Below are 15,457 nucleotides of genomic sequence, written 5' to 3'. Positions count from 1 at the left end.
CATCTAGATCCGGAAGAATGACCGAGTGCATCACGCTGAGGAGTTCCTGCTGTTCGTGCTCGCCGCGATCGCGGTGGTGATCACCGTGCGATGGCTCAGCGAACGCAGCGGCCTGCCCGCCGCCGCGCTGCTGACCCTCGTCGGCATCGCCTACGCGTACCTGCCGGGCCCGAATATCGAGATCAACCCCGAGGTGATCCTCACGTTCCTGCTGCCGCCGCTGCTCTACAACGCGGCGCTGGACTCCTCGCTCGTCGACATCCGGCGCAACATGCGCACCGTGATCAGCCTCTCCGTCGGCCTGGTCATCGCGACGTCGCTGCTGGTCGGGCTTGGCTTCTCGCTGTGGGTCACGGGCGCGACCCTGGCCGCCGGGGTGGCCCTGGGCGCGGCGGTGGCCCCGCCCGACCCGGTCGCCGCGCTGGCCGTGGGCCGCAAGGCCGGCCTGCCGAGCAACCTGGTCACCCTGATCCAGGGCGAGGGCCTGCTCAACGACGCCACCGCCCTGACCATCCTGACCGTGGCGATCGGCGCCGCCGGCGGGGAGAACTTCACGTTCACCAACGCGGTCGGCCAGTTCGTGCTCGCCGCGGCCGGCGGTGTGGTGGCCGGCTACCTGGTCGCCCGGGTGGTCCGGCTGCTCCGCCCGCTGCGCACCGACCCGCTGACCGCCAACGCGCTGTCGCTGGCCACGCCGTTCGCCGCGTACCTGCTGGCCGAGCGCGTGCACGTCTCCGGTGTCCTCGCGGTCGTCGTGGCGGGCCTGATCATCGGCCACGACGCCCCGCGGTACGCCACCGGCGCCAGCCGCCTGCAGACCGGCGCGGTGTGGCGGCTCATCGACTTCCTGCTGGAGGGCGTGGTCTTCCTGCTCATCGGCATCCAGCTGCCGGGTGTGCTCGACGAGCTGCCCAAGTACAAGACCTCCACCATCGTCATCGCGCTCGCCATCACCCTCGGCGTGGTCCTGCTGCTGCGCCCGCTGTGGCTGGTGGCCACCCAGCTGCTGCCCCGCTCGATGCACGCCCGGCTCGGCGGTGAGGACCTGGTGCCGTCCGGCGACGAGACGGAACAGGACCGCGCCCAGCGGCGCGGCCAGGCCTTGGGCGCCAAGGAGTCGACCGCGATGAGCTGGGCCGGCACCCGCGGCGTGATCACGCTGGCGGCGATCTTCATCCTGCCGGTCGGCTTCCCCGACCGGGAGCTGCTGCACTTCTGCGCGTTCGTGGTGGTGCTGGTGACGCTGATCGGCCAGGGTCTGACGTTCGGCCCGCTGGTCCGCCGTCTCGGCCTGCGCGCCAACCGCAACGACGAGGCCCGCGAACGCAACACCGCCCGCGCGGCCTCGGTGGAGGCGGCGGTGGCCCGGCTCGACGAGATCCAGCTCCAGCAGCACGACCACGTCGAGGAGCACGCCATCACGGTCATGCGGCAGCAGCTGGAGACCCGCCTCCAGCGCTACCGGCGACGCCTGGACCTGCTGGAGAAGGCGGAATCCGACCAGGTCCCGGAGTCACCGCAGTACGAGGCGGCGCTGATGGTCCGCCGCGCCGTGATCGACGCCCAGCGCGAGGAACTGCTGCGCTGGCGCGACGCCGGCCGCCTCAACGACGACGGCCTGCGCACCCTGGAACGCGAACTCGACCACGAGGAACACTCCCTTCCCCAACGCAAGTAGCCGGCCGGGATTTTTCTTGCGCGGTTGTCGATCCGCGCCCGTCCCGTTCGACCGTGGGGATGAGAGGGTCGGAGAGCCGGCCCGCCGAACGAGGGGAACCACCGTGGCGAAGTACATGCTGATCATGCGGGCCACCGACGAGTCGCGGGCGAGGGTGGCCGAGACACCGTTCGACGAGGTGCTCGAGAGCATGGGCAGGTTCAGCAAGGAACTGGTCGACGCCGGCGTGCTGCTCGCCCACGAGGGACTGGAGGATCCGTCGAAGGGCGTCGTGGTCGACTTCACCGCGGAGAAGCCGGTGGTGACCGACGGCCCGTACGGCGAGACCAGGGAGCTGTTCGGCGGTTTCTTCCTGATCGACGTCCCCTCGCAGGAGGAGGCCGTCGAGTGGGCCAAGCGGATCCCGCTGATGGACGGCTCCCGATGCGAGGTCCGCCGGGTGCCGACCATCGACGAGTTCCCGCAGGACAACGAGTGGGTCGTCCACGAGCGGGCGTGGCGCGAGCGGACCGGCCAGCTCTGACGCGGCCGCCGCGCCGGATGCCGGCCACCCCCGCGGCGGCGGGGTGGCCGGCCGAGGGGGTGGCGCCGTCAGGCCGGGATGTCGCGGCGACGCAGCGTGACCAGGGCCGTCGCGACCAGGGCCGCCGCCACGACCGTCAGCGCCACCAGCGGTGTCCAGGAGAGGTCGCCGACGGGCAGGTGCGGGACGTGGGTGAACGGGCTGATGTCGAGGAGCCACTGGTCGAGCTGGAGGGTGGTGCCGACCAGCAGGACCAGCAGGCAGATCGACACGGCGCCCCAGGCGAGAGCTGACCAGCGCGGCAGCAGGCCGGTGAGCAGTGCCGCCACCCCGGCCAGCGTCCACACCGCGGGCAGCTGGGTCACCGCGCCGGCCAGCACGTCACCGAGCACGTTGTCGCCGGTGATCGCGCCGTAGGCCGCGCCCGAGACCAGGCCCTCCACCAGCAGCAGCACCGCCGGGCCGAGCAGCGAGAAGAACAGGTGGCCGGCCGCCCAGCCGCGCCGGGTGGCCGCGGCGGTCAGGATCATCTCGGCGTGCCCGGCCGTCTCCTCGTCACGCATCCGCAGCGTGGCCTGCACGGCGTAGCAGGCCGCGAGGATGCCGACCATGCCCGCGATCGACGCGAAGTAGCTGTTCACCATCACCTCGCTGCCGCCCATCCGGGCGAAGATGTCGCCCATCGCGGTGTCCGAGCCCAGGTCCGCCACGCTCTGGCCGACCGCACCGAAGACCAGACCCAGCGCGGCGAAGGCCGCTGCCCACCCGATCAGCAGACCGCGGTGCAAGCGCCAGGCAAGAGCGAGGGGGGTACGCAGGGAGCGCGCCGCCGTGGCCGGACCGGGACGACCGGGGAACAGCCCCGCGCCGAGGTCCCGATGCCCGAGCAGGACCACCCCGGCCGCCGTGGCAGCGGCCGCGAACACCACGGTCAGTTCCGCCGGCCACCAGTCGGCCGCGCCGTACGGGTAGATGTGCTGCACCCAGCCGATCGGCGACACCCACGACAGCCAGGACAACGGCCCGTCGCTCATCGCCGAGAGATCGCCGCCGAGCCGCAGCACGTACGCGAGACCCACCGCGAGGACCGCGATCGAGCGTGCGCCGCGGGCACTGCCGGTGAGCTGCGCGGCGATCGCCGCGAACCCGGTGAACGCCCAGCCGGAGACGGTCAGTTCCACGCCGGACCAGAGTGAGCCGGCGACCGGCAGGCCCTGACCGACCAGGCCGAGCGTGGCGATGACGCCCAGCACCAGGCACGCCGCCATCGTGGTGATCAGCGCGGCGGCGAGGGGCGCGCGCCGGCCGACCACGCCGGCGCCGATCAGCTCGGTCCGGCCGGCCTCCTCGTCCGCGCGGGTGTGCCGGATGACGGTCAGCGCCACGGCCACGCCGAGCATCACCGGCACGAAGCCGGCCCGCCAGATGGCCATCTCGGCCACGCTGTCGCCCCGCAACTGGCCGTAGAGCGCCACGAACCCGGCGTTGGTCCGGCTGATCAGGGCGTAGTCGAGACGCTCGGCGTCGGTGCTGAACAGGCCCTCGATGGTGGTCACGTACGCGGCCGGCAGGATGCCGAGCACGAACACCCAGATCGGCATGATGAACCGGTCCCGGCGCAGGATCAGCCGGATCAGTCTCGCCGTTCCCGTCATGTCAGACGCTCGCCTTCTGGTACTGCCGCAGGAACAACTCCTCCAGGGTGGGCGGCCGGCTGACCAGGTTGCGGACGCCGACCTGAACCAGAGCCCGCAGCGCCTGGTCGAGCGCGTCGGTCTCCACCTCGAAGGTCACCCGGTCGCCGTCGACGCTGAGGTTGTGCACGCCGGTCAGCGACCCCAGGCCGTTCGGCGGGCCGGCCAGCTCCGCCCTGATCGACGTGCGGGTCAGATGCCGCATCTCGTCGAGCGTGCCGGTCTCCACCGCGCGCCCCTCGCGGATGATGGTCACCCGGTCGCAGAGCGCCTCGACCTCGGAGAGGATGTGGCTGGACAGCAGCACCGTGCGGTCGCCGCGCTGCTTCTCCTCCCGGATCACCTCGCGGAAGACCTCCTCCATCAGCGGGTCCAGGCCCGAGGTGGGCTCGTCCAGGATGAGCATCTCCACATCGGACGAGAGGGCCGCGACCAGCGCGACCTTCTGCCGGTTGCCTTTCGAGTACGCCCGCCCCTTCTTGCGCGGGTCGAGCTCGAAGCGCTCCAGCAGGGCGTCGCGGCGCTTGACGTCGATGCCGCCGCGCAGCCGCCCGAGCAGGTCGATCACCTCGCCGCCGCTGAGCGTGGGCCAGAGGGTGACGTCGCCCGGCACGTACGCCAGCCGCCGGTGCAACGCCGTGGCGTCACGCCACGGATCACCGCCGAGCAGGGTGGCGGCGCCGCCGTCGGGGCGCATCAGTCCCAGCAGGACACGGATGGTGGTGGTCTTGCCGGCGCCGTTCGGGCCCAGGAAGCCGTGCACCTCCCCGGTACGCACCCGCAGATCCAGCCCGTTCAGCGCGGTGGCGCGCCCGAACCGCTTGATCAGTCCGTCGGCATCGATGGCCTCGGTCATGACTGCTCCCGCTCTGTGGATCCGATGAGGGAATCCAACGCCTTGAGTGCCTGCTCGCCTTGCTCGGTGGTGAGCATCGGCAGGGTGAAGATCTCGATCGACGCGCGCAGCATCCGGCGGTGCCCGGCCGGCGTCGTCATGTCCTGGCCGAGCACTTGGGAGATCTGGTCGCGCATCAGGAACATGCTGATCTTCATCGCGATCAGCACGGCGAGATAGGCGTCCGGGTCGCCGGGGTGGTGGTCGGCGTGCTGGAGCCAGACTCGCCCGGACTCCATGGCGGCGTCGAACAGCGACGTCGAGCTGGCCTCCATCATGGAGCGCACCAGGTAGGACTGCAGCAGCATCGCGGCCGGGTGCACTGCGGCGAGGATGGCCGGGTCCGCCATCGCGTTGGGCCCGAGCATGCGCTCGCGGATCTCGGTCATCTTGGACATCGCGTACTCGTCGCAGGCCTCGCGCAGGCCGTCCTTGGAGCCGAAGTGATGCCGGAGCAGCCCGGACGACACCCCGGCACGCTCCGCGATGTCGCGAATGGTCGCGGGGGCGATGCCCCGCTCGGCGAAAAGCTCGATGGCCGCGTCGCGGATCCGTGCCCGCGCCGTCAGATCCCCGTTAGCACTACTCACCCGTGTAGTGAACTACACGCCCGTGTAGCCGTCAATGCTCTTCCGGCGCGGAGCGCCGCAGAGTGACCCATTACGCACGCGGAGCGAAGCGACCCTCGGCGAGAGCAGCGGTCAGCACCACCCACCCGGCTACGACCTGATCCGGATCTTCCGGTTCTTGATCTTGAATTTGGGCACGCCATCCAGCAAATCCGGCGATTCCTCGCGACCGTGCATTCCGATAGTCTTTTCGACCAGGAACCATGGTGCGGCGGAAAAGAGATCCCGTGTCAGACGTGCAATTCGATGGCGACCGTTTGCTGGGCATTCTGCTTCGGGTGCCGGCGCTGACCGAGCGGGAGACGCGCGACGCGGTCGTCACCGAGCTGACGAGCGCGCTGCCGCAGCCGTTCGACCCCCGGCGCTCCGACGACGTCCGCGCCGACCTGGCCGCGATCGTGGACGCCTGCGTGGCCCAGCCGGGCGGCGTCCAGACGCTGACCCGCATGCTGCGCCGCGACCACCCCAGCTCGGCCACCGACGACGCCGCCGCCCTCGTCGAGGAGGCCGAGCGGCCGGGCGTGTCGCTGCCGGCCCACCGGATGACCCGCACCGGCATGGTCTGGGGCAACGTGCCGGGCCGCAACCAGCACTTCACCGGCCGGGTGTCGCTGCTGGACAGACTGGTCGAGCAGCTGAAACGCGGCTCGACCACGGCCGTGCTGCCACACGCCCTGCAAGGCATCGGCGGTGTCGGCAAGACCCAGTTGGTCACCGAGTACGTCTACCGCCACCAGGACGAGTACGACCTGATCTGGTGGATCCCGGCGGAACAGACCGCGACCGTGCTGACCGCGCTGCGCGACCTGGCCGACCAGCTCAACCTGCCGGTGACCGAAAACTTGCAGGAGACCGCCCGCGCCGTGCTCACCGAGCTGGCCGGCAGCGACCGCGACTGGCTGCTGGTCTACGACAACGCCGACGACCCGGCGCCGCTCGAACCGCTCATCCCGTCGACCGGCGGGCACGTCATCGTGACCACCCGCAACCAGGCGTGGAGCGCGGCCGGCCCGTCGCTCGAGGTGGACGTCTTCGAGCGCGGCGAAAGCGTGGAGATGCTCAGCCGGCGCACCGCCGAGCGCGGCGACGCCCGGATCGCCGGCGACGACGCCGACCAGCTAGCCGACCGCCTGGGCGACCTGCCGCTGGCGCTGGAGCAGGCCGCCGCGTGGTACCTCGCGACGGCCATGCCGGTACGGGAGTACATCGAGCTGCTGGACAGCCACACCCGCGAACTGCTCGGCGAGGGCAAGCCGCCGGACTACCCGCTGTCCGTGGCGGCGTTCGTCGGCCTGGCCCTGGACACCTTCCGCGGCGACCAGGACGGCGTCGCCCAGCTCTTCTCGCTGTTCGCCTATCTCGGCGGCGAGCCGGTGCCGATCTCCCTGCTGCGCCGCGGCGGCGGCTCCGAGACCAGCGAGCCGCTCCGCGACGTGCTCAACTCCCGCATCGAGGTGGGCCGGGCGGTCCGCACCCTCGGCCGGTACGGGCTGGCCAAGGTGGACCCGACCCAGCGCGTCCAGGTGCACCGGCTGGTCCAGCGGGTGCTCCGCGACACGCTGGCCCCCGAGCAGCAGGAGGAGACGCTGCGCAACGTCCGCAACGTGCTGATCGCCGCCAACCCCGGCGACCCGGACGAGCACGGCGGCTACGAGCGTCAGCTGGAGATCGGCCCGCACATCGAACCCGCCCGGATGATCGCCTCGGAAACGCTGCGCGGCCGCCAGGTGGTGCTCGACCACGCGCGCTACCTGTGGCTGATCGGCGACTACGAGAACTCCCGCTACCTGGCCACCAGCGCCGCCGAAACCTGGTCGCGGGAGACCTGGAGCCCACGGCTCGGGGAAACCGGCGAGCTCACTCTGCTGGCCCGCGCGCAACAGGCCAACGCACTGCGCACCCTGGGCTTCAGCCGGGAGGCCGCGACGATCATGCAGGAGACCTGGGAGGGCTTCCGGAGCAGCCCGACACTCGGCCCGACCCACGAATTCACCCTGATCAACGGCAACCAGATCGGACTCGACCTGCGCATCGCCGGGCGGTACCAGGAGGCGCTGGACTTCGACACCAGAAACCTGCGCAACCACCTCTCGGTGTTCGACCCCGGCGAGACGTACGTGCTGCGCGCCAAGGCCAACCTGGCCGTCGACTACCGGCTGACCGGCCGCTACACCGAGGCGCTGACACTGGACCGGGAGATCGCCGTCCAGTGGGAGAACGTCGGTGGCGTCGAGGCGCCGCTGCTGTACGCCTACCTGAACCAGGCCCGCAGCTACTACAGCATGGGCGCGTACGCGCGGGCGGTGGCCCTGATCGAACGCTGGCTGCCGACGCTGCGCCAGATCACCCGCCCGGAGAACTCGCAGCGCCTGCTCGCCGGCCGGACCTACGCGATCACGCTGCGCAAACTCGGCCGGTTGCCCCGGGCGCTCGAGGTGATCGAGGAGAACCACGGCCAGGTGCGCGCCCGGTTCACCGCCGACCACGAGTTCACCCTGGCGGCGGCGGTCAGCTTCGCCAACGCCCTGCGCGAGTCCGGAAATCCGGAACGGGCGGCCGCCCTGTTCGAGGAGTCGACCCGCCGCTACCGGAGCAACTTCGGCACCGAACACCCGCTGACCCTGGCGTCACAGGTCAACGCCGCGATCAACCTGCGCACCCTCGGCGACGTCGCGGCGGCGCGGGCCATCGACCAGGCCTCGTACGACAGCCTGACCGCTCGGCTCGGCCCCGACCACCCGTTCACCATCTCGGCCGGGGTCTCGCTCGCCTCCGACCACGCGGCGGCCGGCGACCTCGACCAGGCGCAGGCCCTGTCGGCGGTCCTCTACGAAGGCAGCCTGACCGCGTTCGGGGCCGGCCACGACGCCCGCAACAACGCCGAACACCCGTACCGCTCGATCTGCGGCATCAACTACTCCTACGACCTGCGAACGGCCGGCGAGACGGCAGCTGCCGACCGCATCTACCAGCGGTCACTGGAGCAGTTGCAGCGAGCCCTGGGGCTGGACCAGCCCGAGGTGGTGGCGGCGCAGGTTGGGCGGCGGATCGAGGCCGACATCGAGTCCCCGCCGACCTAGAGGCGCGTTCCGGTCTGCGGTTCCGGTCCGGCTTGCAGTTCCGGCACGCGTTGCTGGCACGGGGTGCCGGCTCGCGACTCCGCCACACGACTCCAGCACACGACTCCGCCACACGACTCCGGCACGCGGCCCTCCCGGGAAGGTCTCGTCGGTGCTGGCCTTTGCCCTTGCGGCACTCACGCCGCCTCGGCCACTCACGACGCTCGGCCACTCACGACGCTCGGCCACTCACGACGCTCGGCCACTCGCCGCTTGCGCCGCTTGCGCCGCTTGCGCCGCTTGCGCCGGGCGTGGGTCGGGCCGGGCTGCCAGGCGCCCGAGGTGCCCACTCACCCTCGCTGCCGCCACTCGCTGCCGCGGCTTGGGCACTCGGTGGTAGAGCGCGGCGCGAGTGGTAGAACGCGGCACGAGTGGTAGAACGCGGCACGAGTGGTAGAACGCGGCACGAGTGGTAAAGCGCGGCGCGAGTGGTAAAGCGCGGCGCGAGTGGTAAAGCGCGGCGCGAGTGGTAGACCCTGTCGCGAACGGTAGGACCAGGCGGGTCCAGGCCTCAGATACCGCCTTGCTCTACCACCGCCGCCGCGAGTGGTAGTCAGATGCGGTCGCACCACCTCGGACAGCGCCCGGAACTACCACTGCCTCAGCGAAGAAGTAGGTCCGAACGAGCCAACCGCCTTGAGCTACCACTCCCGCGAGCCCTTCGACCAAATCCGCGGCGACGGCCTCGCGAGACCCCAATGCCCCGCGCTCAAACAGATGCGCGAGACGCCCTTTCCCCTCACCCAAGCAGATGCGCGAAAGTCCTTTGCCCTCGCGCCCAAACGGACGTGCGAGACCCCGCGCCCAAACGGACGCGCGACACCCACGCCCAAACGGACGCGCGACACCCGCGCCCAAACGGACGTGCGACACCCGCGCCCAAACGGACGCGCGACACCCGCGCCCAAACGGACGCGCGAGACCCCGGTCCTCGCGCCAAGTGGAGCCGGGCAAGGCACTACTCGGCCGATCAGGCGGGTCAGAGGCCGTTACGGGCGCGCCACGCCGAAAGTGTCTGGTCCAGGGTGCTTTCGGCCGCGCGTACCGTCGAAAGTGGAATCTCCTCGGCCAGCATCTCGTCGACCGTGCGCCGCAGATGGGCGACCAACACCTCGCCGTCGGCCGTGAGCGCGCCGGATCGCTCGATCGCGATCAGTCCACAGTCGACCTGGATGCGGGCCTCGGCGAACTGGCGCTCGGCATAGGAACCGGCTTCGTCGTCGCCGCGCAGCGCCCGCCATGTGTCGGCCACGCCGGCGAAGGCGTAGACGCCCTGGACCAGGCCGGGCAGCGGGCGCGGGTCGGTTCGCCAGGGTGCGAAGTAGCGGCCGTCGTCGTCCGGGTCGGTCAGCGGGACGACGTCGAGCAGCGCGCTCAGCTTGGAATGCTGGAACTCGTGGACCAGAGTGACCGCGAACTCGTCGGGGGCGGGTGGCAGCGTCAGCCCGAAGACGCCGAACGCGTGCCGGATGGTGGCGCTGCGCGCGGCCCGGTCGGTCTGCTGCAACGGGACCAGGGTGCGCAGCCCGGCCCGCAGTTCGGCGGCGCGTTCCGGCGCACGTGAGGTGAGCAGTCGCCACGCGGCGGCGAATCCGGCCTGCCAGGCGGCGACCGCCTCGTCGCTCAGCCGGTTGGCTGGTGGCACGTGGTGTCCGTGCCGGTACGGGTGCAGGTCGTCCAGTTCCAGGTCGATCCCGTCGCCGGTCAGGTGGCGCACCGGCAGCCAGCCGCGTGTCTCCACGTCCACGCCGTCGATCCGGACACGCCCGCCCTCGACCACCGCGATCGCCTCACGCGGACCGTCAGAAACAGCCGCGCCGTCAAAAACAGCCGCGCCGTCAAACACAGCCGCGCCGTCAAACACAGCGGCACCGTCAGCAGCGGCCGCGCCCCAGCCCGGCAACACCACGTATCCCTCGTTGACCGGCACCGGCAGAGACGCGGAGAGGCCCGCAGCCGCCACAGCGCGCACGACCAGCGTGTTGACGTGCAGGAAGTCGGCGCGCTGGGCGGCGCCTCGTTCCAGCGCCCGGACCGCGATCCCAGACCAGGCGCCGACCAGGGGCGCGCCGACGATCGCCCGGAACGCCTCCGGCGCGGCAGCCCGGGACCGCTCGAGCAGGTCGGTGGCGGCCGCCGCTGCGGCCGCGTCGGGCCAGCTGTCCAGCAGGTGCGCGATCAGCATCAGGTGCTTGCTGACCTGCGCGGCGTGCAACGCTTCGATTGCCTCGGGGCCGCCGCGCCCGGTGGCGATCGCGGCGAACAGCGTCGGACTGACGGAGTGATAGGTCGTCGTCACGGCTCTCCCATGGCCAACAGCCGCTGAATGTCTGCCTCCAGCCGGCGGTGGATGTGCTCGATCAGCAGTCGGAGGTCCTCGCAGTAGACCGAGGGGTTCTTGAATCCGGCGCCCGGCGCGTACCGGTGTGCGTAGTGGCCGCCACCGCAGACCGGGTGGAACCGGCAGCTCAGGCACGTGTCGGAGAGGGCGCGCAGGCCGATCTGCCGGGCTGCGACACCGGGATCGTCGAACGCCGCGTCGAAGGCGTCCCGGGTCACGTCCAGCCCGGTGAAGGCCGCACCCTGGTACGCCGATTTCAGCGCGTCCACCTGCTCGATCGCGCCGTCCGTCTCGATCACGAGCAGCGCCGACGGGCTCAGACCGATCTGTTCGCTGCCGCTGCGCCCCTTCAGCACCAGGCGCATCACGTCCTCGAACAGCCGCACGCGCGGGGCGTCCTGCCTCGGCTTGCCGAAATACCAATGGTCAAAGGCTTTGACGAGCCATTCACCGTACGCGGTGGGCGAGGCGCCGGGCGGCAGCCAGGGCCGGGACTCGTGGTTGGCGTGCGGCAGCAGGAAGTCGATGACCGGCGGCTCGAACTTGGCCAGCTGCTCGAACGTCTCCACCGGGTCGATGTCCGGCGAGACCGTGCACAGCAGCCCCGCGTACAACGTCCGGTTCTCCGGCCTCAAAAGCAGTTCCAGGCCATTGCGTACGGCCGTGAAGCTGCCCTCTCCGTTGCGGAATTTGCGGTGCCGGTCGTGGTCGCGCTGCGTCCCGTCCACGCTGACGCCGCATTTGACGTCGTGTTCGCGCAGCACCGCCACGGTGGCCTCGGTCAGGCGTACCCCATTGGTCTGCATGCCGATCTCCACCACGCACCCGTCCGGCACCGCGGCGCGTAGCTCGGCGGCCAGCTCACCGAGCCGGCGCGGTCCGTAGAGCAGGGGCTCGCCGCCGTGCAGGATGACCCGGACCCGGGTGAGGCCGTGCTCCTCGGCGTGCCGGCCGATCGCGGCGGCGGCGGCCCGGCGGATCTCCTCGGACATCGCGCGGGGGCGGTCCCGCCAGCTCTGGTCGGCCTGCTCGTAGACGTAGCAGTAGTCGCAGGCCAGGTTGCACCGCTGGTGGACCTTGAGGACGAACTCGCGGAACGGCGTGGGTGTCCAGCCGGTGGCGCGCAGGGCGGCCGGGTCGAGTTCCGCGTACGGCCAGCGGGCCGCCGCGCGGTGGGCCTCGCGTACCGCGTCGACCGGGCCGGCGGCGCCGGCCATGGTCATCTTTCCGAGGCGAACGACTGGAACGCGGAGATCACACCGTTCGGATCGTCGAGGGTGTTGATCACCTGCCGGAGGGAACGGCTCATCTCCGGACGGTTGCTCCGTGTCAGCTGGGCCAGCGACAACCGGGAGACGTCGATCACGGGGACGAAGCCCGGGTCACGGCGAACGGGCTTGGTATCCATGGTCGGCCTCCAGAGCGGGCGTGTGGACCCCGTGGCCGGGGGAAGACTTTCGGAAGACATTCGGCAGAAGAGTATCGCCGGGTAGAACGAGGACGGGCCTCGACGGGTTCAGTTGCCCCTTTTTCTTGACAAAGCTTGACAGCGATCAAGGCCTAGGTTGACGGAGGCTCCACGTCGCTGTTCAGGCGCTCGTGATCGGCTGCCGCGGCGACCAGCGGGTGGTCCGGGCCGGCCGTCCGCCGGAGGGCGGCGAGCACCGCCTCGTGGTCCGGTCCCTCGTCCACCTTGCCCGTGGCCTCCCGATCGAGGACCAGGTTGGCGGCGGCCACCAGGGTGTCCAGGTGTTCGGCGCCGCGGATCTCGGTGGCGGTGCGCCAGGCCTGCAACGACAGCGTGTACGCGCCCGGGTGGTCGCCGTCGTGGGCCAGGTCTGAGGCCAGGTTGGTCATCGCCACCACGGCGAACGGGTGCCTCTCCCCCACCGTGGCCCGCAGGCCGTCCAGCGCGGCCGTGTCCAGCCGCCGGGCACCGCCGCGGTCGCCGACGGCGCGCAGGATCACCGCCAGGTTGAGCTGGGCCGCCCGGGTGAGCGGGTTGCCCTGCCCGAAGACCCGCTCGTACGCGCCGACCGCGTCGACCGCCAGCGCGTACGCCTCACCCTCCCGGTGGTCGGCAAGCAGCGCGTTCGCACAGCTCATCGCCGCGGCCAGGGTGATCTCGTGGTCGGCGCCCCAGAACCCGGCGCAGACGCGATAGGTGGCCTCCAACTCCGCGGCGGCAGCTCCGGCGTCGCCCAGCCGGCGGTGGCAGAGCGCCACCATCCGGCGGGCCAGCAGCACGCTCTCGTCGCCCCGCCCGAGCGCCGACCGGCTCGCCTCGAACGCCTCCCGCTGCGCCTCGAGGGCCTCGGCGAACCGGCCCAGCCCGAACAGGTCCTCGGCCAGCCCGTTCACCGCCAGCAGCGTGCGCAGGGTCCGCCGGTGCGCGTCGCCGTCCCGCTCGCGCTGGTACGCCACCTCGAACCGGTCGATCTCCTCGGCCTCCCGGAACTCGCCCAGCAGGCGCAGGCAGACGGCCAGGTTGTGGCGGCCACCGACGGTCCGGTCGTGCTCGTCGGTGAACTCCTCTTTATAGCTCTCGTAGGTCCCCCGATCGAGGGCCAGCGCGGCGCCGTACTCCCCGGCGATGCGCAGGTCGGCGGCGTGGCTCCGGGCGATCTCCCGGGCGAACGGGTGGTCGTCCCGCATCCGGCGCATGGCGTCCGCGGTGATCTCCCGGGCCTGTTCGTACCGGCCCAGCGCCCGCAGCGCGTTGGCCCACTCCCGGCTGGCCAGCAGGACGAGCTCGTGATCGGGTCCGAGGTCCGGCCGTTCCCGCCACGCGGTGACCGCCGCCTCGCCCAGCCGCCGCGCGTCGTCGAGGTCCTTCATCAGGTAGCGGTAGCGGATCTGGTTGTGTACGACGCGCACGGTCGCCAGGTGGGTGGAGTTGATCAGCCGGGCGGGCAGCACGTGCGCCGCCACCGCCCGGTGCAGGTCCCAGTGGCCCTGCCCGTCCGGCCAGCCCCGCCCGGCCTCGGTGAGGATCGCCTGGACGTTGCGCAGGGCTCGCTCCCGGCCCTCCTCGCCGAGCAGGTCGCGCAGGGCGAGACGCATCAGCGGCTGCACCTCGATGCGCTGGTCGGCGGTGTGCAGCCGGGCCAGGCCGTACCGGCTGATCGTCGCGACCGCCTTGGCCAGCTCGATCGGCTGCTGGAGCACCCGTTTGAGCGGCCGGGTGACGTCGCCGTTGCCGCCCTGCCGGAGCAGCGCCCGGGCCACCGGCTCGGCGCCGAACCAGGCGAACAGTTCGAAGACCTGCGCCGCGTACGGGCTGGCAGCCCGCAGTTGTTCCAGCCCGAGCCGGAGCAACGCCGGCACGGTGTGCGGGTAGTACGCGGGCTCGGCGCCGCCGGCGAACAGCCCGGCGTCCGGCTCGTCCAGCCGGCTGACCAGGTCGGCCCAGGCCATCTTGGTGGCGTGCCGCAGGGCCGAGACCTGCTCCAGGGCCAGCGGCAGCCGGCCGAGCCGCAGCGTCAGGTTGCGCGCGAGCTCCTCGTCGATGTCCGGGTGCCGCCTGCTCAGGAACTCGACGGCCTCGTCCTCCTCGAAGTCGGGCACCTCGAGCGCCTTGGTCGTGCTGTCCCGGGCCAGGCCGGGGTCGCGGCCGGTGACGATCACGTGGCCGCCGATCGCCGGGATCAGGCCGCGGATGTCGTCGTGCTCGACGCCGTCGTAGACGAGCAGGAAGCTCAGCTCGCGGCTCTCCAGGCGGTTCAGCACCGCGGTGACGGTCTGTTCGGCGTTCGCGCGCGGTGGCACACCGAGCCGGTCGGCCAGGCCGATCAGGGCGGCGCGGGCACGTTCGGCGCGGTCGGCGGGCACCCACCAGACCAGGTCGTACGCCCCTTCGAAGCGGGTCACGTACTCCAGTGCGAGCTGGGTCTTGCCGACGCCGCCGAGGCCGTAGAGGACCAGCGGCGCCTCGGGGTGTGCCACGTGCGTGGCGCGCATCGCGTCGAGGAGGCGCCCGCGGCCGGTGAAGGCGGCGCTGCGCTCGGGCATCCCGCTGACCAGCCGGTCACCGCGCGGCGCGGGCTCGCCGTCGGTCGCGGCGGCGATCGGCTCCAGCGGCGGCGGAACGGCCGGGACCGGGGTCGCCTCGGTCGGCTCAGCTGGCTCAGTGGGCTCGGCGGGCTCGGGCGCCGCGTCGGACGGACCGCGGCGCGCCCTGATCCACAGTGCATGGAAGTCACGCAGCATCAGCGCGCTGTCCCGCGCCGGGATGGCCTGCAGGCTCAGCACGGTGACGATCGCGTGCACCTTGAGCCAGGTCGGCAGGGAGGCGCCCTTGAGGGTCGAGCTGACCGTCTCGTGCGACACCGACTCGAGCTCGGTGGTTTTGAAGATCGCCCGGCTGATCTGCCGGGCGGCCGGCTGGCCCGCCGCATCGTAGAGAAGGTGCAGAGCCTCCACGAAGTCACGTCTCGGACCCGGTGGTAATCGGTCCCGATCCGGGAGGGGGATGGCCACGCAGCACGCTCCGAACCGCGCCCTGGCCGGGTTCTGAAACACGGCCTAATTGCGTCAAGTTTTGTCAGGCCACTCAGGATCGCATGCGGCTCGACCGGC

General features: G+C 71.5%; 10 protein-coding genes. 3 read left to right on the top strand and 7 right to left on the bottom strand.

What is annotated here, in order from left to right; genetic code table 11:
* Positions 1 to 25: 25 nt before the first annotated feature.
* Positions 26 to 1,678, top strand: a complete 1,653-nt coding sequence (locus QSK31_RS43080; RefSeq protein WP_285690770.1) for a Na+/H+ antiporter — start codon at positions 26 to 28, stop codon at positions 1,676 to 1,678.
* Between the two features lie 103 nt (positions 1,679 to 1,781).
* Positions 1,782 to 2,201: a YciI family protein gene (locus QSK31_RS43075; protein WP_285690769.1), complete on the top strand. Its 420-nt coding sequence runs from the start codon at positions 1,782 to 1,784 to the stop codon at positions 2,199 to 2,201.
* A 68-nt stretch (positions 2,202 to 2,269) separates the two neighbouring features.
* Here the strand turns inward: QSK31_RS43075 and QSK31_RS43070 are convergent, their stop codons facing one another.
* Genes QSK31_RS43070 through QSK31_RS43060 form a run of 3 tightly spaced genes read right to left on the bottom strand, consistent with a single transcriptional unit; the run spans position 2,270 to position 5,380 of the window.
* Entirely contained in the window at positions 2,270 to 3,856 is a 1,587-nt protein-coding gene (locus tag QSK31_RS43070; RefSeq protein WP_285690768.1) for an ABC transporter permease, read from the bottom strand.
* A 1-nt stretch (position 3,857) separates the two neighbouring features.
* A complete protein-coding gene (locus tag QSK31_RS43065) occupies positions 3,858 to 4,751 on the bottom strand; it encodes an ABC transporter ATP-binding protein (protein WP_285690767.1) in 894 nt (297 codons plus the stop codon).
* Positions 4,748 to 5,380: a helix-turn-helix domain-containing protein gene (locus QSK31_RS43060; RefSeq protein WP_285690765.1), complete on the bottom strand. Its 633-nt coding sequence runs from the start codon at positions 5,378 to 5,380 to the stop codon at positions 4,748 to 4,750. The genes QSK31_RS43065 and QSK31_RS43060 overlap by 4 nt, the downstream gene beginning before the upstream one ends.
* Before the next feature lie 266 nt (positions 5,381 to 5,646).
* Between QSK31_RS43060 and fxsT (QSK31_RS43055) the strand changes: the two genes are divergently transcribed.
* Positions 5,647 to 8,499, top strand: a complete 2,853-nt coding sequence (gene fxsT, locus QSK31_RS43055) for an FxSxx-COOH system tetratricopeptide repeat protein (RefSeq protein ID WP_285690764.1) — start codon at positions 5,647 to 5,649, stop codon at positions 8,497 to 8,499.
* Between the two features lie 1,018 nt (positions 8,500 to 9,517).
* Here fxsT (QSK31_RS43055) and QSK31_RS43050 read toward each other — a convergent pair.
* The 4 genes from QSK31_RS43050 to fxsT (QSK31_RS43035) all read right to left on the bottom strand — a co-directional run bounded on the left by QSK31_RS43050 (position 9,518) and on the right by fxsT (QSK31_RS43035) (position 15,301).
* Positions 9,518 to 10,837, bottom strand: coding sequence for an HEXXH motif domain-containing protein (locus tag QSK31_RS43050; protein ID WP_285690763.1), 1,320 nt, complete (start codon positions 10,835 to 10,837; stop codon positions 9,518 to 9,520).
* Entirely contained in the window at positions 10,834 to 12,102 is a 1,269-nt protein-coding gene (locus QSK31_RS43045) for an FxsB family cyclophane-forming radical SAM/SPASM peptide maturase (RefSeq protein WP_285690762.1), read from the bottom strand. Before QSK31_RS43045 ends, QSK31_RS43050 begins: the two co-directional genes overlap by 4 nt.
* Positions 12,099 to 12,287, bottom strand: a complete 189-nt coding sequence (locus QSK31_RS43040) for an FxSxx-COOH-like cyclophane-containing RiPP peptide (RefSeq protein WP_285690761.1) — start codon at positions 12,285 to 12,287, stop codon at positions 12,099 to 12,101. The genes QSK31_RS43045 and QSK31_RS43040 overlap by 4 nt, the downstream gene beginning before the upstream one ends.
* A gap of 152 nt (positions 12,288 to 12,439) precedes the next feature.
* The gene (gene fxsT, locus QSK31_RS43035) at positions 12,440 to 15,301 is read right to left on the bottom strand and encodes an FxSxx-COOH system tetratricopeptide repeat protein (protein WP_285690760.1); all 2,862 of its coding nucleotides are present in this window, start codon (positions 15,299 to 15,301) and stop codon (positions 12,440 to 12,442) included.
* Between the last annotated feature and the right edge of the window lie 156 nt (positions 15,302 to 15,457).

Origin of the sequence: Actinoplanes sp. NBRC 103695 (assembly GCF_030269485.1) — a bacterium.
GTDB lineage: Bacteria > Actinomycetota > Actinomycetes > Mycobacteriales > Micromonosporaceae > Actinoplanes.
This window is presented reverse-complemented; position numbering and strand designations above follow the sequence as displayed.